Source organism: Methylobacterium sp. A54F, assembly GCF_053346035.1.
In genome coordinates this window covers 54,642-70,438 of the sequence record NZ_JBKFBF010000004.1, presented here as the reverse complement: position 1 = coordinate 70,438, position 15,797 = coordinate 54,642, and the positions used below count along the sequence as shown (strand labels likewise).

General features: G+C 71.3%; 18 protein-coding genes and 1 riboswitch. Of the genes, 9 read left to right on the top strand and 9 right to left on the bottom strand.

Translation table 11 applies throughout. The features are described 5' to 3' along the window. Positions 1 to 123: 123 nt before the first annotated feature. Genes ACLBXP_RS08455 through ACLBXP_RS08445 form a run of 3 tightly spaced genes read left to right on the top strand, consistent with a single transcriptional unit; the run spans position 124 to position 2,547 of the window. The gene (locus tag ACLBXP_RS08455; protein ID WP_447667189.1) at positions 124 to 576 is read left to right on the top strand and encodes a DNA polymerase III subunit chi; all 453 of its coding nucleotides are present in this window, start codon (positions 124 to 126) and stop codon (positions 574 to 576) included. A gap of 49 nt (positions 577 to 625) precedes the next feature. Further along, positions 626 to 2,176, top strand: coding sequence for a S10 family peptidase (locus tag ACLBXP_RS08450; RefSeq protein WP_447667188.1), 1,551 nt, complete (start codon positions 626 to 628; stop codon positions 2,174 to 2,176). Continuing rightward, complete coding sequence (locus ACLBXP_RS08445) at positions 2,176 to 2,547, top strand: hypothetical protein (protein WP_447667187.1); 372 nt, start codon at positions 2,176 to 2,178, stop codon at positions 2,545 to 2,547. The genes ACLBXP_RS08450 and ACLBXP_RS08445 overlap by 1 nt, the downstream gene beginning before the upstream one ends. A 10-nt stretch (positions 2,548 to 2,557) precedes the next feature. Here ACLBXP_RS08445 and ACLBXP_RS08440 read toward each other — a convergent pair whose 3' ends face one another. The 5 genes from ACLBXP_RS08440 to ACLBXP_RS08420 all read right to left on the bottom strand — a co-directional run bounded on the left by ACLBXP_RS08440 (position 2,558) and on the right by ACLBXP_RS08420 (position 8,766). Beyond that, a complete protein-coding gene (locus ACLBXP_RS08440; protein WP_447667186.1) occupies positions 2,558 to 3,694 on the bottom strand; it encodes a GNAT family N-acetyltransferase in 1,137 nt (378 codons plus the stop codon). Beyond that, positions 3,691 to 5,034, bottom strand: coding sequence for a lipopolysaccharide biosynthesis protein (locus ACLBXP_RS08435; RefSeq protein ID WP_447667185.1), 1,344 nt, complete (start codon positions 5,032 to 5,034; stop codon positions 3,691 to 3,693). The genes ACLBXP_RS08440 and ACLBXP_RS08435 overlap by 4 nt, the downstream gene beginning before the upstream one ends. A 71-nt stretch (positions 5,035 to 5,105) precedes the next feature. Continuing rightward, on the bottom strand, positions 5,106 to 6,581 hold the full coding sequence (locus ACLBXP_RS08430) for a methyl-accepting chemotaxis protein (RefSeq protein ID WP_447667184.1): 1,476 nt from the start codon (positions 6,579 to 6,581) through the stop codon (positions 5,106 to 5,108). 206 nt (positions 6,582 to 6,787) lie between these two features. Further along, positions 6,788 to 7,669 carry an SGNH/GDSL hydrolase family protein gene (locus ACLBXP_RS08425; RefSeq protein ID WP_447667183.1) on the bottom strand — a complete coding sequence of 294 codons (882 nt, stop codon included), beginning with the start codon at positions 7,667 to 7,669 and terminating at the stop codon, positions 6,788 to 6,790. A 5-nt stretch (positions 7,670 to 7,674) separates the two neighbouring features. Continuing rightward, positions 7,675 to 8,766 (bottom strand): OpgC family protein, encoded by a 1,092-nt coding sequence (locus tag ACLBXP_RS08420; protein WP_447667182.1) that lies wholly within the window; start codon positions 8,764 to 8,766, stop codon positions 7,675 to 7,677. 187 nt (positions 8,767 to 8,953) lie between these two features. Here ACLBXP_RS08420 and ACLBXP_RS08415 point away from each other — a divergent pair, with 187 nt between their 5' ends. Continuing rightward, positions 8,954 to 9,223: a hypothetical protein gene (locus tag ACLBXP_RS08415; protein ID WP_447667181.1), complete on the top strand. Its 270-nt coding sequence runs from the start codon at positions 8,954 to 8,956 to the stop codon at positions 9,221 to 9,223. Between the two features lie 61 nt (positions 9,224 to 9,284). Here the strand turns inward: ACLBXP_RS08415 and ACLBXP_RS08410 are convergent, their stop codons facing one another. Further along, complete coding sequence (locus ACLBXP_RS08410) at positions 9,285 to 9,686, bottom strand: MucR family transcriptional regulator (protein ID WP_447667180.1); 402 nt, start codon at positions 9,684 to 9,686, stop codon at positions 9,285 to 9,287. Positions 9,687 to 9,906: 220 nt separating this feature from the next. Between ACLBXP_RS08410 and ACLBXP_RS08405 the strand changes: the two genes are divergently transcribed. The 3 genes from ACLBXP_RS08405 (at position 9,907) to ACLBXP_RS08395 (ending at position 11,132) form a co-directional block, all read left to right on the top strand. Continuing rightward, a complete protein-coding gene (locus ACLBXP_RS08405) occupies positions 9,907 to 10,443 on the top strand; it encodes a metallophosphoesterase family protein (protein ID WP_447667179.1) in 537 nt (178 codons plus the stop codon). 115 nt (positions 10,444 to 10,558) lie between these two features. Next, positions 10,559 to 10,882, top strand: coding sequence for a hypothetical protein (locus tag ACLBXP_RS08400; protein ID WP_447667178.1), 324 nt, complete (start codon positions 10,559 to 10,561; stop codon positions 10,880 to 10,882). A 118-nt stretch (positions 10,883 to 11,000) separates the two neighbouring features. Further along, positions 11,001 to 11,132: a hypothetical protein gene (locus tag ACLBXP_RS08395; RefSeq protein ID WP_447667177.1), complete on the top strand. Its 132-nt coding sequence runs from the start codon at positions 11,001 to 11,003 to the stop codon at positions 11,130 to 11,132. Positions 11,133 to 11,150: 18 nt separating this feature from the next. On the opposite strand, the gene ACLBXP_RS08390 is transcribed toward ACLBXP_RS08395, so the two are convergent. Further along, positions 11,151 to 11,396 (bottom strand): hypothetical protein, encoded by a 246-nt coding sequence (locus ACLBXP_RS08390; RefSeq protein WP_447667176.1) that lies wholly within the window; start codon positions 11,394 to 11,396, stop codon positions 11,151 to 11,153. Between the two features lie 168 nt (positions 11,397 to 11,564). Here ACLBXP_RS08390 and flaF point away from each other — a divergent pair, with 168 nt between their 5' ends. Then, positions 11,565 to 11,927 (top strand): flagellar biosynthesis regulator FlaF, encoded by a 363-nt coding sequence (flaF, locus tag ACLBXP_RS08385; RefSeq protein ID WP_447667175.1) that lies wholly within the window; start codon positions 11,565 to 11,567, stop codon positions 11,925 to 11,927. 127 nt (positions 11,928 to 12,054) lie between these two features. Here the strand turns inward: flaF and ACLBXP_RS08380 are convergent, their stop codons facing one another. Both ACLBXP_RS08380 and thiC read right to left on the bottom strand, forming a co-directional pair. Continuing rightward, complete coding sequence (locus tag ACLBXP_RS08380) at positions 12,055 to 12,417, bottom strand: flagellar protein FlaG (protein ID WP_447667174.1); 363 nt, start codon at positions 12,415 to 12,417, stop codon at positions 12,055 to 12,057. A 303-nt stretch (positions 12,418 to 12,720) separates the two neighbouring features. Then, on the bottom strand, positions 12,721 to 14,613 hold the full coding sequence (gene thiC, locus ACLBXP_RS08375; RefSeq protein ID WP_447667173.1) for a phosphomethylpyrimidine synthase ThiC: 1,893 nt from the start codon (positions 14,611 to 14,613) through the stop codon (positions 12,721 to 12,723). Positions 14,614 to 14,684: 71 nt separating this feature from the next. Then, a riboswitch (TPP riboswitch) is annotated at positions 14,685 to 14,791 on the bottom strand. A gap of 159 nt (positions 14,792 to 14,950) precedes the next feature. On the opposite strand from thiC, the gene ACLBXP_RS08370 reads away from it, so the two are divergent. Beyond that, positions 14,951 to 15,790: an alpha/beta hydrolase gene (locus ACLBXP_RS08370; RefSeq protein ID WP_447667172.1), complete on the top strand. Its 840-nt coding sequence runs from the start codon at positions 14,951 to 14,953 to the stop codon at positions 15,788 to 15,790. The last annotated feature ends 7 nt before the right edge of the window (positions 15,791 to 15,797 follow it).

The following is a 15,797-nucleotide window of genomic DNA, read 5'->3' as shown; positions in this document are numbered from 1 at the left end:
CCCAGAGGGGCACGGCCACGGGCCCGGAAGTCCGCACCGCGGTCCGGCATCGCCTGACGGGTAAAGGGCCGCAGGCCGGGGTGCTGGGCGCGGGGGCGCCCGGCACCTATCTTCCCCGTCGCCGTGACCGAGATCCTGTTCTACCACATGCAGCGGCAGCCCCTCGAAAAGGTGCTGCCGAGCCTCGTCGAGCGCTCGCTGGAGCGCAAATGGCGCGCGGCGATCCAGGCTGCCAGCGAGGAGCGCCTCGCGGCCCTCGACGACCATCTCTGGACCTATACGGACGACAGCTTCCTGCCGCACGCCACCGACCGGGACGCGGACGCGGCGAGCCAGCCCGTCGTGCTGACCCTGCGCGAGACGAACCCGAACGAGGCCTCGATCCGGTTCCTCGTCGAGGGCGCGGAGCTGCCGCCCGACGCTGATGCCTACGCGCGCATCTGCATCCTGTTCGACGGCACCGACCAGGACGCGCTGCTGCGCGCCCGCGAGCAGTGGAAGGTCGCGAAGGACGGCGGCCATGCGGTCGCCTACTGGCAGCAGGACGAGGCCGGCCGCTGGCAGAAGAAGGCCTGATCCGCATCGTCCCGGCCCCCCGCCCGACGCATGCCCCGGAGGAGACCCCATGACGCGCCTCGCGAGCCTCGCCGCCGCCCTGCTGATCGGGCTCTCGGCCGCCGGTCCTGCACCCGCGCAATCGCCGCCCGAGGCGGCGGCGGCGCGCGGACCGGAGGGCCGCAAGCTTCCGGCCGACGCCAGGACGCAGCAGAGCGTGACGCTCGCCGACGGCCGACGGCTCGACTTCACCGCTACGGCCGGCAGCCTGCCGCTGGTGGACGAGGGCGGCAAGCTGCAGGCCGAGATCGCCTACATCGCCTACACGCGCCCGCCCGAGGCCGGCCAGGGCGAGCGGCCGATCACCTTCGCGATCAACGGTGGGCCGGGTGCGGCCTCGGCCTACCTCAACATCGGCGCGGTCGGCCCGTGGCGCCTGCCGGCCGATGGGACGAGCATCAGCCCCTCGCGCTCTGTCAGGCTCGTGCCGAACGACGGGACCTGGCTCGACTTCACCGATCTCGTGTTCATCGATCCCGTGGGGACCGGGTACAGCCGCGCCGCGGACGGGGACCCCAAGAAGTACTGGAGCGTCGACGCGGACGCCTCCGTCCTCGCGGCGGCGATCGCCCGCTGGCTGCGGGTCAACGACCGCATGGACGCCCCCAAGTTCTACGTCGGCGAGAGCTACGGCGGCTTCCGCGGCCCGCTCATCGCCGGCAAGCTGCAGGAGGACGTGGGCGTCGGCCTCTCGGGCCTCGTCCTCCTGTCGCCGGTCCTCGATTTCGGCTGGCTGCAGCAGCCGCGCTCGAACCCCTGGGGGTTCGTCCTGAAGCTGCCCTCCTACGCGGCCGCGGGGCTGGAGCGGGCCGGCACCACGCCGAGCCGCGCGCTGCTGGCCGACACCGAAGCCTACGCGACGGGCGGCTACCTCGCCGACCTCCTCAAGGGGCCCGGGGACACGGCGGCGGTGACCCGCCTCGGCGACCGGGTGGCGGCCCTCACGGGGCTCGACCCGCAGGTGGTGCGGGAGCAGGCGGGGCGCCTCTCGACGAACAGCGTGCAGCGGGGGATCGACCGGGCCGGCGGGCGCGTGGCGAGCGCCTACGACACGGGCGTCAGCGGCTGGGACCCGGAACCCAACGCGGCGCATTCGGGCTTCGAGGATCCGCTGCTCACGGCCCTGCAGGCCCCGCTCACCGGCGCGATGATCGACCTCTACACCAAGACCCTCAACTGGCGCGTGCCGAACATGCGCTACGAACTCCTGAACAGCGCGGTGAACCGGGGCTGGACCTGGGGCTCGGGCCGCTCGGCGCCCGAGGCGATGGGGGCGCTCCGGGGCGCGCTGGCGCTCGACGGCAACCTGCGGGTCCTCGTCGCCCACGGCTTCACGGACCTCGTGACGCCCTACTTCGCCTCGAAGCTCCTGCTCGATCAGGTCCCGCCCTACGGCGATGGCGGCCGCCTGCGCCTCGCCGTCTACCCGGGGGGCCACATGTTCTACTCCCGGCCCGAGGCGCGGGCGGCCTTCCACCGGGACGTCGCGGAGATGTACGCGGCCGCCCTCAAGGCACGGGCCGGCACCGCGCCGGCGAGCGCGCGCAAGGAATCGCAGTGATGCGCCTTCGCCTGCTCGCGCCGGTCCTCCCGGTTCTCGGCCTCGCCGCCTGCACCAGCACGGACGTTCCGCCCCCGCCGCGGCCCGCGGCGATCGCGCCGATCCCCCCGGCCGCACCGGTGAGCCCCGCCTTTGCCGGGCCGGTCCTGGCGCCGGACGGGACCTGCACCGGCCCGACCCCGACGCTTGCGACGGCCATCGCGCCGGGGATCGCCGAGTGCGAGCTGGTGCGGCTCAAGGGCCGGGCACCGACCGACGTGCTCGTGGGCGAGGGCCGCGCCGGCCGGGAAACCCAGGTGCTCTACAACGAGCCCGGCGCCAAGGAGCTCTACTTCTTCGTCAACAACCGGCTCGACCGCATCGTGAAGTAGGCGCCGCGCCTCAGCGCCGCTGCAGCACGGCCTTGGCCTCGGCCCGCGCGCGATGCTCGAAGCGCGCCAGGCGCACGCGGCGGTCCAGGGAAAGGGCACTGCCGCCCGGCGGCACGGCGATGATCTCGCCGATCGTCTCGCGTCCCGGGTAGAGGCTCTCCAGCGCCGAACCCGCGAGCGTCGCCGAATCGAGCCGGTGGGCGAAGCCCGTGTCGTGCATCGCACGGATGATCTCGGCCTCCAGGACGAGGCCGGGCGCCAGCGCCCGCGCGCCCTCGTCGTAGGCGGTCTTGAGGAGGGTTGCGCTGCCGCCGCAGACGAGCGCGAGGCTGACGGCGATCGGTCGCCCGTCGACGCACAGCGTGTCGGCCCGGGCCGAGACGGGGCCGCGCTCCGGCGCGAAGAGCGCGCGCGCGAGGGCGGCGCTTGCGGGCCGGCAGGCCATGGCGGTGCCGGCCTCGCCCTTCCAGCCGGCTTGTTCGAGGGTAAGAAAAGCCTCGACCGCCGCGGCGAGGTCCGGCCCCTCGGTCGCGGTTTCGAGAGTGACCGAGCCACGCTCGGCAAGCCGTCGCTCCCGGCGGCGAAGGTCCTTCAGCCGCGAGCGGTTCGGATGGGCTGCCAGGAAGGCCGCGTGGCTCTCGGCCCGGTCGAGGACCGGACGCTCGAACGACGCAACGCAGGCCTGCTGCCAGCCGGCCTCCGCGAGGGCCGCCCGCAGCGCCTCCCCATCCGGCCCGCCGAAGGGCAGCAGGGGCCAGCGCCAGGCCCGGCTGTCGGAGGCGATGGCCAGACCGTCGACGAGGGCCCGCAGGGCCGCCGGCCGCTCGGCGCCGCCGACGACGAGCGGTGAGGTTGCGGTCACCAGGGGCGACAGGAAGGGCCGTGCCACGAGGCCGCCGAGGGCGCTGACGTCGCGGCGCAGCGTGAAGGGGAGGGCGGCCAGGAGGGCGGTGCCCGCCCGCACGATCAGCACGCGCAGGTTCGCCGGCGCATAGCCCGCCGCCATGTGGGCGGCGACGACGTGGCGGGCGTAGTGCGGATGCGGGGAGCCGGATTCCGCCGCGAGCCGGTCCCAGGCGGCGCCGTCGAGCCTCTCCGCGGTGACGACCTCGGCGAGCGGCCCGGATGCCTGCGCTGCGGTCCTCATCGGGCGTCTCCCCCGCGGGACCAGACCGGCGTCGTCAGCCCGTGCATCCGCCGCGCGGCGCGCGCGAGCGCGGCGGCCCGCAGGATCGCGACGGTTGCCATGGCGAGCGCCGCGCCGAGGGGGCCGAGGAGCGGCACGAGGGCGAAGCACAGCACGGCGGCCAGGGCCAGGGCGGCCACGGTGATGCCCGCGCACAGGCGCTCGCCGCCGAGCATCGTCAGGAGATCCTCGCCCGGCCCGAACAGGCTCGCCCCGCAGGCGCCCGCCACGAGGATCGCGAGCACCGGCACCGCCGCGCGGAACTCCGGGCCGAACATCGCCAGGAGAAGGGGGCTCGCGGCCAGCACGCCGAGCCCGACGAGGAGCGTCGCGCCGCAGGTCGCCTGGGCTTGCCGCCGCACGAGGGCCACGAGGGTCGCCCGCTCCCCGCTCGCATGGGCGGCGCTGAGGCGCGGCGCCGTCGCGGCCGAGGCGGCGAAATGCACGAAGGCCACGAACTGCTGCAGGCGCGTCGCCGCGAAATACAGGCCGACCGCGGTGGGCGGCAGGAGCAGGCCGAGGATCACCACGTCGACGAACATGAGGCCCGCGGCAGTGAGGTCGATCGCCGCGATCGGCAGGCAGGCCGAGAGCCAGGCCCGCGCCGCGTAGCGCGCCGTGCCGGGCCGGACGACTGTCCGGAGCCGGCGCAGGAGGACACCTGCCTGGACGGCGCCGGACAGGCCCGCGGACAGGGCCATGCACCCCATGGCCACCCCCGCCTCAGCGGGCGCCCCGAGGCCGATCGCGGCCGCGAGCGCCGCCATCGTGAGGGCCTGCCGGAGCAGGTAGGGAGGCGCGATCGCGAGCACCACCCAGTTCTGGCTGCGGGCGACGCCCTCGCAGTAATCCTGCAGGGCGAACAGCGGCAGCAGCAGGGCAGCCGCGAGGAGCGGCGGTCCGTAGGGCCCGGCGAGGACCGAGCGGTCGAAGGCAAGGAACGCGGCCCCGAGGGCGACGGCGCCGAGCGCGGTCGCGAGCGTCGCGAGGGCGCCGAAGCGCAGGAAGCCGCGCATCGCGGCGGCATCGTTCCGCGCGTGGTCGGCCGGGAGGAAGCGGCTCGCACCCTGCGAGAAGCCGAGGGTCGCGGAGTGGCCGAGGATCGTCACCCAGACCCAGACCGCGGCGAAGACCCCGTACTCCTCGCGGCCCATCAGCCGCGCGATCAGCACCTGGGCGAGGTAGGCGAAGCCGGCCGACGCGATCCGCACGGCGAAGACGTCGAGGGCGGCGCGGCCGGGTCCGGTGCGGACGGCCTGGAGGCGCAGCAGCGCCGTGCCGAGGGTGACGCCCGCTGCCATGACCGCCTCCCGAACGCGCGCCGATCCGACCCTCGGGATACGCCGCCGCGCCTTGCGGCGCCGTTAATGGCTCACCCGAGGGCGCGGGCGGCGGCCGCGACCTTGCGGACCGAGGCGTCGACCTCGTCGGCGGCGGCCGCGATGGTCTCCATGTTCCGATGCACGATGTTCACGCTGCCGGCCGCGCTCTGCATGTTCACCGACATGTCGCGGGTCACCGCAGCCTGCTCGGTGACGGCCGAGGACACGCTGAGCGAAATGTCGCTGAGCTGGCCGATCGAGGCGGCGATCGCCTCGATGGCCTCCACGGAATGCGCCGTGGCGCCCTGCACGGCCCCGATCTGCGTGGCGATCTCCTCCGTGGCCCGGGAGGATTGCCCGGCGAGCGCCTTGACCTCCGCGGCCACCACCGCGAAGCCGCGACCGGCCTCGCCGGCGCGGGCCGCCTCGATCGTAGCGTTGAGAGCCAGGAGATTGGTCTGGTCGGCGATCGACCGGATCAGCGTCACGGCCTCGCCGATCTTGTCCGCGGCCGTGGTGAGCCCCGAGACGATCGCGCCGGCCTGCCGCGCCTTCTGGACCGCCTCGTCGGAGGCGAGCTGAGCCTCCGCGGCGTGGCGGCTCAGCTCCTCGATGGAGGCGGCGAACTCCTCGGCGCCGGCTGCGACGGCCTGCACGTTGCCGGAGGTCTGGGCGACGGTGTCGCTCGTGGTGCGGGCCTGGCGGGTGACGTCGGACATCGCCTCGGTGATCGCCGCGATATCGGCATCGATCGCCCGCTGGCCCTCCTGCCGGCGCAAGCGCTCCTGCACCTCGCGGGTCACGTCGGTGGCGAATTTCACCACCGCGCAGGTCTTCCCATCCGCGTCGAGGACGGGGTTGTAGGCGCCGAAGATCCACACCTCCCGCCCGGCCTTGTCGATGCGGCGGAACTCGCCCGCCTGATGGCGCCCCTCGGCGAGGGCGCGCCAGAAGGCGGCGTAGGCGGCCGAGCCGCGGTCGGCCGCCGGCAGGAACAGGCTGTGATGGCGCCCCAACACCTCGTCTCGCCCGTAGCCCATGGTGCGCAGGAAGTTGTCGTTGGCGTCCGTGACGGTGCCGTCGAGGGTGAAGTGGATGACTGCCTGCGAGCGGTTCAGCGCCGCGATCTGCCCGGCAAAGAGGGCGTCGCGCTGCTTCTGCGCGGTGACGTCGGCGGCGAACTTGACCACGCGAACGACCTTGCCGCGCCTGTCCCGGACGGGATTGTACGAGGCCTGGATCCAGACGGGCCGACCGCCCTTGCCGATGCGGCGGAACTCGCCGGCCTGGAACTCGCCCCGCGCCAGGGCCTGCCAGAACGCCTTGTAGGCCGGCGCATCCCGCTCGGCCTGGGGCAGGAACAGGCTGTGGTGACGGCCCAGGATCTCGCCGAGTTCGTAACCGAGGCTCTCAAGGAAGAGGGCATTGGCATCGAGGATGCGGCCATCCACGTCGAACTCGATGCGTGCCTGGGAGAGATCGAGGGCGGACAGGATCGGATTCGGGCGCGGATTAAGGATCGACATGCCGGCGTCTCCGCAAACTTTCTTGTCTTTCGACCCTAATCGCGGAGCGTTGATGAACCGATAATGATCTGTTGAACAAAAAGTGTTCTCTAGCCGACGAGCACTTGCTTTCGGAGACGAGAGCCTAAGCGATCCGGATGGCGGCGCAGCGAAACCTGTTCGTTACCGCCGAACTGTGCGCTCACACCATAGGCATCGGGGCCGCTTCAGCGCGTCGCGGGCGGGGCCGCGGCCGTCCCGAGCAGGTCCTTCGCGATGACCGGCCCCGCCGTCCCCGTGACGTCCGGTTGCAGCAGCGACAGGGTGATCGCGCGGGTGACGTGCTCGGCCATGCAGCGCAGGCCCAGGTCGTTCAGGCGGAACTGGCGGCCCAGCAGGTGGCCCTCGCCCTTGTCCGTCGCACGGCCCGAGAGGTAGCGCATAGCCTCGTAGCGCTGCACCAGCGGCACCTGCTCGCGGGCCGCGACCTCCTGCACCTTGCGGACGATGCTGTTGTAGTACTCATCGTCGGCGAGGCTCGCGGTATAGAGCGGATCGACCAGCACCACATCCATCTCGTGGGACTTGATCCACTTCACGGTTTCGTCGAGGGCATCCCCGAAAGCATCGATCTCGACGCGCGCGAGGGCGTCGTGGGTGCCGACCTGCCAGACGACGAGGTCGGGCTCCACGTCGGCGACCATCGTGCGGAGGCGCTCGCCGGCCCCGGAGGCGATCTCACCCTGCAGGCCGCGCGCTTCGACGACGACGTCGACGTCCGGCAGGGACCGCTCCAGGGCGGTCTCCAGCTTCACCGGATAGGTCGCGGAAGCGCCGGCGCCCGCCGAGGTCGAGCCGATGGCGAGCACGCGCACCGGCCGCTTCTCCTTGAGCGCGGTCTTCACCGCCTTGAGCTTGGCGAGGGTGTAGAGCTTCGAGCCGGGCACCCGGCATTCGGGAGACAGACTCGGGTCGATGCCCTCGGGCCCGGTCGCGGGCGGCGCGGTGGGCGGCGAGATCACCGTCGGCGTGCCGCCCTGCGCAGCGGCACCGTCCGGCAGAAGCGCCAGGGCGGCCAGGGCCGCGAGCGCCGACAGGGCGCTGGCCATTGCGCTCAGACGCCGGGGCGAGGCTTGCGGGAGCGCCATTCGACGAACCATGCGGTGAGACCCAGACCAAGTAGTCCCGATGTGATGACCAGGATATCGACGAACAGGCCGCCGCCCGTCCAGAAACGCAAGAGCTGACCGGCGAGGCTCAATACCGAACCCATCGAGAAGACCGCGAGCGAGTTGCGCCCGAGGCCAGCCAAGTATTCCGTCACCCAACCGATCCGCGGCGCCATGATCGCATAGACCGGGCGAAAAGCGAGCAGCACGCCGAGGAAATGGATCAATCGGGCTGGCGAAAGGTAAGTTTTGTCAAAGGTGAAAATGAGGCGCGGCTCCGGGACCGCGAGGGGGTCCGGCCGCAGGCCGAGCACGGACAGCACGGCGCCCAGCACGACGACCAGGATGCCCACGGGGAACAGGCGCCGCGCCCAGAGCCCGAGGGTCGGCGAGGTGCGGTTCCAATCCTGCATCACGAAGCCGAGCACCAGCAGGAGCTGCCAGCACAGGGGATCGAAGAACCAGTCGCCCTCGCCGGGCCAGGAGGGCAGGTTCCACTCCTCGACGAGGCTCACGCCGTAGAGGGTCGCGGAGAGGACGAGCGCCCCGACCCGGCTCACCCGCGCCAGCAGGATGAAGACCGGCGCCGTCCCGAGCAGGATGACGTAGAGAGGCAGGATGTTGAAGAACCCGAGCTGGTGGCTCAGGAGCGTGATGCCGACGATCGTCTGGATCGGGTCGGCGAAGAAGGTGCCGGCGTTGTGCCACTCGAGGATGAGCGGGTTGTCGAGGGCGAGCGCGGTGCCGGCGATCAACGCGAGGGCGAGCACCATGACGGTGAGCTGGGCACGATAGACCTCGACGGTGCGCGACAGGAGCCGCAGCACGGACTTACCCCGGGGTTCGGGGCGGCCGTCCCGCGTGCGCGTCGCGATGCCGATCGACCAGCCGGCCAGGAAGACGAACAGCTCGGCAGCGTCGGAGATGCCGTACTGCGAGTAGGTGTAGCGCTCGAAGGTGTTGCCCGGAATGTGGTTGATGAAGATCGTGACGAGGGCGAGCCCGCGCCAGAAGTCGATCGCATTCGGTTCCCGCATCGCGGCAGCGGCTCCTGACTCGTCGGGTGCGGGCTCGGCGACCGAGCCGACGCGCGGCTCGATTCGCGGCCGGCCCTGATACGGCCCGGATGCCCGATCTGCAAAGCTGCCGGCGTGTCGACCAGAACCGAAGCGCGCCCGAACCGCGGCCGGGCTCCCGCGTTACGCCGCTGAAGGAGATTGCCCGATGCCGAACACGCGCCTCATCGCCGCCGCGATGGCCGCCGCTCTCACGTTCTCGTGGCCCGCGGCCGCGCAGGCCCCTGCCCAGACCGGAACGGGCGGCGGCCCCACCTCCACAGTCACGGCGCCGAACACTTCGACGGTGGGGCGCACGAAGCCGCCCGGAGCCGCCGCGGGAGGTGCGACCTCGGCCGACCGCGAGGAGCGGACCCCGCAGATGAAGCAGGACGATAAGATCCAGAAGGGGATCTGCATCGGCTGCGGCGCCCGCTAGGGCGCTTCGTCACGGGCGTCGGAGCGGGCCCGAGGACCGTCTCACCGACGACGGGCCGACCTCACTCGGCCGCCTGCTGCAGGCGCAGGCCGCGGTTGCGCCCGATGTCGCGGGAGATCCGCGAGCGCCGGGCGCTGTAGGTCGCCGAGACCAGTGGATAGTCGATCGGCAGGCCCCACTTCGCCCGGTAGGCCTCCGGGGTGAGCCCCCGGATGGCGAGATGGCGGCGCAAGGCCTTGTAGGGCCGGCCGTCCTCGAAGCTGATCAGGGTATCGGCCCGGATCGATGCCTCGATCTCGGCTTCGGTAGGCTGCCGCGGACGCGCCGGCATCGACAGGGCGCAGAGGGACCTGTGGACCTCGGTGAGCAGACCGCCGAGGGCGAGCCCCGGAATGTTGTTCTTTGCGACGTACGCGCAGACGATCTTCGTCGCGAGGTCCAAGGTGTTGTGCTCGTCCGACATGTGCGCACCTTCCTGAGAGCGACCGCGCCTAGGCCGCCCGTGATCCGTCCGTCAGACTACCCCGGACACAACCTCAAGTTGTAGTACCTTTTCTACTTAAGATTGAAACAATGTTTAAGCTCGACCACTCGACAGCGGCCCGCATCCTCGGTGCGGCCCCTGCGTTGCACCAGCGCCCTCGGACAGCCACCGGCCGCCCGCGGCGCCGGAGCGGCGGGACATGGCGGTCTTCTTCACGAGCGACACCCATTTCGGTGATCCGCGCATCCTGCGGCTCGACCGCCGACCCTACCCGGACCTCGCGACCCACGATGCGGCCCTGATCGCGGCGTGGAACGCGACGGTCGGATCAGCCGACGAGGTCTGGCACCTCGGCGATTTCGCCCTCGGCCGGAGCGACGCGCGCGTAGCCGAGATCCTCGCGACGCTGAACGGCACGAAGCGCCTCGTGATCGGCAACAACGATGGACCGGGCACCCTCGCGGCGCCCGGCTGGGCCTCGGTCGGCCACTATGCCGAGATCGAGGTCGAGGGGCGCCGCCTCGTGCTCTGCCACTACGCGTTCAGGACCTGGAACGGCATCGGCCGCGGAGCGCTGAACCTCCACGGCCATTCGCACGGCAAGCTCACCCCGATGCCCCGCCAGTACGACGTCGGCGTCGATGCGCAGGGGCCCGCGCCGGTCCGGCTGGAGGCGATCCTCGTCTCGCGGCGGCGCCGCTCCGGTAGATCCGCGCGGAACCATCGGCAGAGCTGAGCCGTTTGTGGCCTGAACGGACGATGACCGAGGCAAATCGCTGGGCCGAGGCAAGTAACCGAATGTTTCTTCTGCCTCACCCTGAATCCCCGATAGCAGACGCAACGGTTTCGTGATGAGAGTTTCCCCGTTTCGACCCCTGGCCACCGGATCCCTGATCTTCGGAATGTGCCTCGCAACGCATGCGGCCCTCGCCCAGCCCGCCTGCCTCGACGCTCAGCGCAAGGTCGACGAGGCCAACGCCCTCCGCTACCAGGCCCGCCAGGAAGCCCGTCTCGGCAACCACGACCGCGTCTGCGACACCCTCGACGAGGTCGGCGACCGCTACAACGACGCCCGGGACGCCTTCGAGGATTGCGGAGCGGGCGTCGTAGCGATCGACCTCCGCAGCGAGTTGCGCGCATTGCGCGTCGCGAAGCGGGTCAACCGCTGCGACTGAGCGAGGGCCTCTCGCTCCCATTCTGCTACGCAGGTGCGGCACCGCACAGGCAAGCTTAGCCCTTCACGACATCTTCAGATCCACGCGAACACCCAAATCGCGAACGAAAGCCCACACCATGACCAGCGACGTCGAGATCCGCCCCGCCCTGCAGAGCCAGACCGGCCCGTCCTTCGCGGCAGCCCTGTGCGGCTTCCTGAGCACCACCGTCGCCACCACCATGGTGATGTTCCTGCTCAGCAGCGTCTGAGGCGCGCAGGTAAGGGCCTCAGGGCGCGAGCGACCAGAAGCGACGCTTCGAGAACAACACCTCGTCCGTGGTCACGCGCGTCTGCTGCGGAAGGGCGCGGCACGGCGGCTCGGGCGGCCTCACGGTGACGGCGGGGGCCAGTGCCGCGGGCCGCACCGGCAGCAGGCCGAGGCGCTCCTGAACGTCGGGATGGCGCGCCGCCGCGATGGTGGCGATGCAGGCGATGATCCCCCCGGCGATCGTCCCGAAAACGAAGTTCATCATCCCCGACATGCCCGGGAGCACCCGCGTGCCCGCCTCTCTCTGCTCGCCGCGCAAGCGGGCGGGATTGGGGCGAAACGGCCGATCACCCAATCTTAACGGGCAGGCTGTTACGTCATCCAACCCCGGATCGGCCGCGCAGTCCACCGGGTGCTAGGGGGAGCCGCGCCGATGATGCAAGCTGCGAACGCCTACGCGAGGACCTCGCGCAGCGTCCTGTCGCCGCGTGAGGCGGAAGCCGCCGTCCTGATCAAGGCCGCGCAGCAGATGCAGGCCGTGAAGGACGATTGGGCGAATCAGGCCTCGGGCCTCCAGCGGGCGCTCAACTTCAATCAGAAGGTCTGGACCATCCTGGCGACCGCGGCGACCGAGCCGGGTTCGCCCCTGCCGCAGGAGATCCAGCAGAACATCACCGGCCTCGCGATCTTCGTGTTCCGGCGGATGCTCGACACCATGGTCGAGCCGAGCGCCGACAAGCTGTCGGCCCTGATCTCCATCAACCAGAACCTCGCCGCCGGCCTCAGCCGGACCTGAGCCGCCGGGCGGGCGCTCGCGCCCGAACTCAAACGATGCGATCGACGCGTCGGCGCCCACGCAGCCGGCCTCGGGTCGGCTGCGTGGGTGCTCGGTCGTTCGGTCCGGAAGCCGGAGGGGACGTCGCTCAGGCGAGCCTGTCGACGGCTCCCTCGCTGGTGGACGCGCTCTGCGGCTCGGCGTAGGCCCGCGCCTTCAGGACCGTCACGTCCGGAATCTGGAGAATGATGTCGCCGGAGGCCGGATCGATCATCTGGTAGACCATCTGGCGGGAATCCGTGTCCCGGATGAAGTGGCCCTCGTAGCCCGAATCGGGCCGCCCACGCGCTGCCTCGCCGTTTCCCGACACGTCCACCGTCACGGCGGGTGCGAGGCGCTGCTCGGCCTTCGGGTCCCGGGACGCCCGTGCCTCCCCGGTGCTGCGCACCGGGTCGACGGTCGGCGTGGCGGACGCCCGGCCGATGGGCCAGGCGGCACTAATCTCACTCATCGCTCAACTCCTGCGGAGGAGGCACTGCCGCAGTGAACCATTGCGATGCTTGCGCGGTCCTTAACCGGCCGGCCCGATCACGGCAAAGCGTCAACAAACCGTTTAGCGGATCTTCGAAATTTCGGCTTCTTCTGACAGGTCCGGCCGGTTCGCGCCTCGCTCGTGAAACTTCTTCGCTCAGAGGGCGCCGGATGCTGAGCAATATCTGCTCTTGTGACGCGTCCGTGCCTGCCACGCCGACCCCTGCCTTCGGTGTGGACGGCGCGTCGGAACAGAATCCGGCGCGCCGTCTCGTCGCGCGACCTACTCGGCCGCGTCCACGTAGAGCTTGCCGCCCTCGGCCAGGAACTCGGCCGATTTCTGCGCCATGCCGGCCTCGCGCTCGGCGGAGGAGAGGATCGGCGCGGCGTTCAGCACCTGCCCGGCCTCCTCCATGGCGAGCACCTCTGCGCGCAGGTCCTGCGTGATCTTCATCGAGCAGAACTTCGGCCCGCACATCGAGCAGAAATGGGCGACCTTGTGGGCGTCCTTCGGCAGGGTCTCGTCGTGGTAGGCGCGGGCGGTGTCCGGATCGAGGGAGAGGTTGAACTGGTCCTCCCAGCGGAAATCGAACCGGGCCCGGGAGAGGGCGTCGTCGCGCAGCTGCGCGGCCGGGTGGCCCTTGGCGAGGTCGGCGGCGTGGGCGGCGATCTTATAGGTGATCACGCCGGTCTTCACGTCGTCGCGGTTCGGGAGCCCCAGGTGCTCCTTCGGGGTGACGTAGCAGAGCATGGCGGTGCCGAACCAGCCGATCATCGCGGCACCGATGCCCGAGGTGATGTGGTCGTAGCCCGGGGCGATGTCGGTCGTCAGCGGACCCAGCGTGTAGAAGGGCGCCTCGCCGCACTCCCGCAGCTGCTTCTCCATGTTGACCTTGATCTTGTGCATCGGCACGTGGCCGGGGCCCTCGATCATGGTCTGGCAGCCCTTGTCCCAGGCGATCCGGGTGAGCTCGCCGAGGGTTTCGAGCTCCGCGAACTGCGCGGCGTCGTTGGCGTCGGCGATCGAGCCGGGGCGCAGCCCGTCGCCCAGCGAGAACGACACGTCGTAGGCCCGGCAGATGTCGCAGATCTCGTCGAAGCGCTCGTAAAGGAAGGATTCGCGGTGCCCCGCGAGGCACCAGCGCGCCATGATCGAGCCGCCGCGCGAGACGATGCCGGTGACGCGGCGCGCGGTGAGCGGCACGTGGGCGAGGCGCACGCCCGCGTGGATCGTGAAGTAGTCGATGCCCTGCTCGGCCTGCTCGATAAGCGTGTCCTTGAACACCTCCCAGTCGAGCTTCAGCGGGTCGCCGCCGACCTTCTCCAGCGCCTGGTAGATCGGCACCGTGCCGATCGGGACGGGGGAGTTGCGAACGATCCACGAGCGGATGTTGTGGATGTTGCGACCCGTCGAGAGGTCCATCACCGTGTCGGCGCCCCAGCGGATCGCCCAGACGAGCTTCTCGACCTCCTCAGCGGCCGAAGACGTGACCGCCGAGTTGCCGATGTTGGCGTTGATCTTCACCAGGAAGTTGCGGCCGATCGCCATCGGCTCGACTTCGGGATGATTGATGTTGGCCGGGATGATGGCGCGGCCGCGCGCGACCTCGTCGCGCACGAACTCGGGGGTGATGAAGGCCGGGATCGCGGCGCCGAAGCTCTCGCCGTCGGCGAGCGCGGCCTCCGCCCGTTCGAGCATCTGCTCGCGGGCGAGGTTCTCGCGGTGCGCGACGTAGATCATCTCCTCGGTGACGAGGCCGGCGCGCGCGAACTCGTACTGGGTCACCATCTGGCCGGGAGCGGCACGGCGCACGGGGCGCTCGGCCGGGCAGGGGGCGACGAGCTTGTCGGCGCCGACGAAGCCGTTGTCCTCGGGCTTGACCGCCCGGGCCTCCACCGAGGCGTAGCCGCGGGCGGCGATCCAGGGCTCGCGAACGCCCGGAAGGCCCTTGTGCAGGTCGATGCGCGCATCGCTCTCCGTATAGGGGCCGGACGGATCGTAGACGCGCACCGGCGCCTCCTTCGGATCGGTCAGCACGATCTCGCGGAAGGGGACCTGGATGTCGGGCCGGCCGGCAACGGCGGCGTAGACCTTGCGCGACCCCATGATCGGGCCGGTGGTGACGGTCTCGGGGCTGCCCTTGGGGAAGTCCTTGGGGAGGACGGGTGCGTTCATCTCTGGATCTCTCCTGGCGTTGGAGCGATCCGAACTCGCCACGGATTGAGATATGGGCACGGCCCCACTGTCGAGCCGTCGGTTCCCGTCCCTCCGCCGGTATGAGCCGGATCAGGTTCAAGGGTCAGGGCTTCGGCCCAATCTCAGCCCCCGTCATGGGGCCCCCCTCGGAACGGTTCCAAGTCTCGACACTGCACGTGTCGTTGTCAATCGCCGTCGCTGGGCCCGGGCGCTGCGGGCCTGTGCCGCGGCACGCCCGGTGGCGATCGCCGTGAGGGCGGCCCTACATCGATCCGGCCACCCGGGCGCAGGCCCGGCGCCACCTGACTTCGGGGCCATGCGCATCCTGCTGACGCTTCTCCTGACCATCACCGGGCTCTACGCGGCCGGCATCGCGGCCCTCGCGATCGGTCAGCGGCGGCTGATCTACCCGGGCGCCTATCTGGGCGGCGCACCACAAGGCACGCGCAGCGTGCCGTCGGGCCTTGAGCCGATCAGCCTGACGACCGGGGACGGGGAGCGCCTCTACGCCCTGTGGCGGGCCCCGCGCCCGGGCTGCGGAGTCGTGATCAGCTTCCACGGCAACGGCTCGCAGCCCGAAGAGGCCGCCCGCTTCGCCGCGGACGGCTGGGCCGCCGCCGGATGGGGCGTGATCGCGCCGGCCTACCGGGGCTATCGCGGCTCGACCGGCAGCCCCAGCGAGGACGGCCTCATCGCCGACGGGATCGCGACCTACCTCGAAGCCGCCCGCCGGGCGCCCGGCGCGCCGATCCTGCTCCACGGCCATTCCCTCGGCACGGCGGTGGCCGTGGCGGTGGCGGCGCGGGCGCCGCATCTCGGGCTCTACCTGGAGGCACCGTTCGACTCCCTGGAGGGGGTGGTGCGCCGCACGATGCCCTACGTGCCGACCCTCTTCCTGCGGGACACCTTCCGCTCCGCCGAGCGGATCGCCGGCCTGAGCGGGCCGGTGCTGATCGTCCACGGCAGCGAGGACCCCATCGTGCCGGTCAAGCTCGGCCGGCGCCTCGCGAACGCGGCCGGCCGGGCCGCCCGCTTCGTCGCCGTGCCGGGCGACCACGTCTCGATCCTCGGCGTGCGCGACGCGGAGGCCGAGGCCCTGTTCCGGGCGACCGCCGCGGAGGCCTGCCCGCCCGCGGCCGCCGCGCGGGCGCAGTGAGGGGCCG

Coding starts and splice junctions, on each gene's coding strand:
- ACLBXP_RS08450 (WP_447667188.1), top strand. CDS start 626: ATGACGCGCCTCGCGAGCCTCGCCGCCGCCCTGCTGATCGGGCTCTCG.
- ACLBXP_RS08445 (WP_447667187.1), top strand. CDS start 2,176: ATGCGCCTTCGCCTGCTCGCGCCGGTCCTCCCGGTTCTCGGCCTCGCC.
- ACLBXP_RS08440 (WP_447667186.1), bottom strand. CDS start 3,694: ATGAGGACCGCAGCGCAGGCATCCGGGCCGCTCGCCGAGGTCGTCACC.
- ACLBXP_RS08435 (WP_447667185.1), bottom strand. CDS start 5,034: ATGGCAGCGGGCGTCACCCTCGGCACGGCGCTGCTGCGCCTCCAGGCC.
- ACLBXP_RS08430 (WP_447667184.1), bottom strand. CDS start 6,581: ATGTCGATCCTTAATCCGCGCCCGAATCCGATCCTGTCCGCCCTCGAT.
- ACLBXP_RS08425 (WP_447667183.1), bottom strand. CDS start 7,669: ATGGCCAGCGCCCTGTCGGCGCTCGCGGCCCTGGCCGCCCTGGCGCTT.
- ACLBXP_RS08420 (WP_447667182.1), bottom strand. CDS start 8,766: ATGCGGGAACCGAATGCGATCGACTTCTGGCGCGGGCTCGCCCTCGTC.
- ACLBXP_RS08415 (WP_447667181.1), top strand. CDS start 8,954: ATGCCGAACACGCGCCTCATCGCCGCCGCGATGGCCGCCGCTCTCACG.
- ACLBXP_RS08410 (WP_447667180.1), bottom strand. CDS start 9,686: ATGTCGGACGAGCACAACACCTTGGACCTCGCGACGAAGATCGTCTGC.
- ACLBXP_RS08405 (WP_447667179.1), top strand. CDS start 9,907: ATGGCGGTCTTCTTCACGAGCGACACCCATTTCGGTGATCCGCGCATC.
- ACLBXP_RS08400 (WP_447667178.1), top strand. CDS start 10,559: ATGAGAGTTTCCCCGTTTCGACCCCTGGCCACCGGATCCCTGATCTTC.
- ACLBXP_RS08395 (WP_447667177.1), top strand. CDS start 11,001: ATGACCAGCGACGTCGAGATCCGCCCCGCCCTGCAGAGCCAGACCGGC.
- ACLBXP_RS08390 (WP_447667176.1), bottom strand. CDS start 11,396: ATGATGAACTTCGTTTTCGGGACGATCGCCGGGGGGATCATCGCCTGC.
- flaF (WP_447667175.1), top strand. CDS start 11,565: ATGATGCAAGCTGCGAACGCCTACGCGAGGACCTCGCGCAGCGTCCTG.
- ACLBXP_RS08380 (WP_447667174.1), bottom strand. CDS start 12,417: ATGAGTGAGATTAGTGCCGCCTGGCCCATCGGCCGGGCGTCCGCCACG.
- thiC (WP_447667173.1), bottom strand. CDS start 14,613: ATGAACGCACCCGTCCTCCCCAAGGACTTCCCCAAGGGCAGCCCCGAG.
- ACLBXP_RS08370 (WP_447667172.1), top strand. CDS start 14,951: ATGCGCATCCTGCTGACGCTTCTCCTGACCATCACCGGGCTCTACGCG.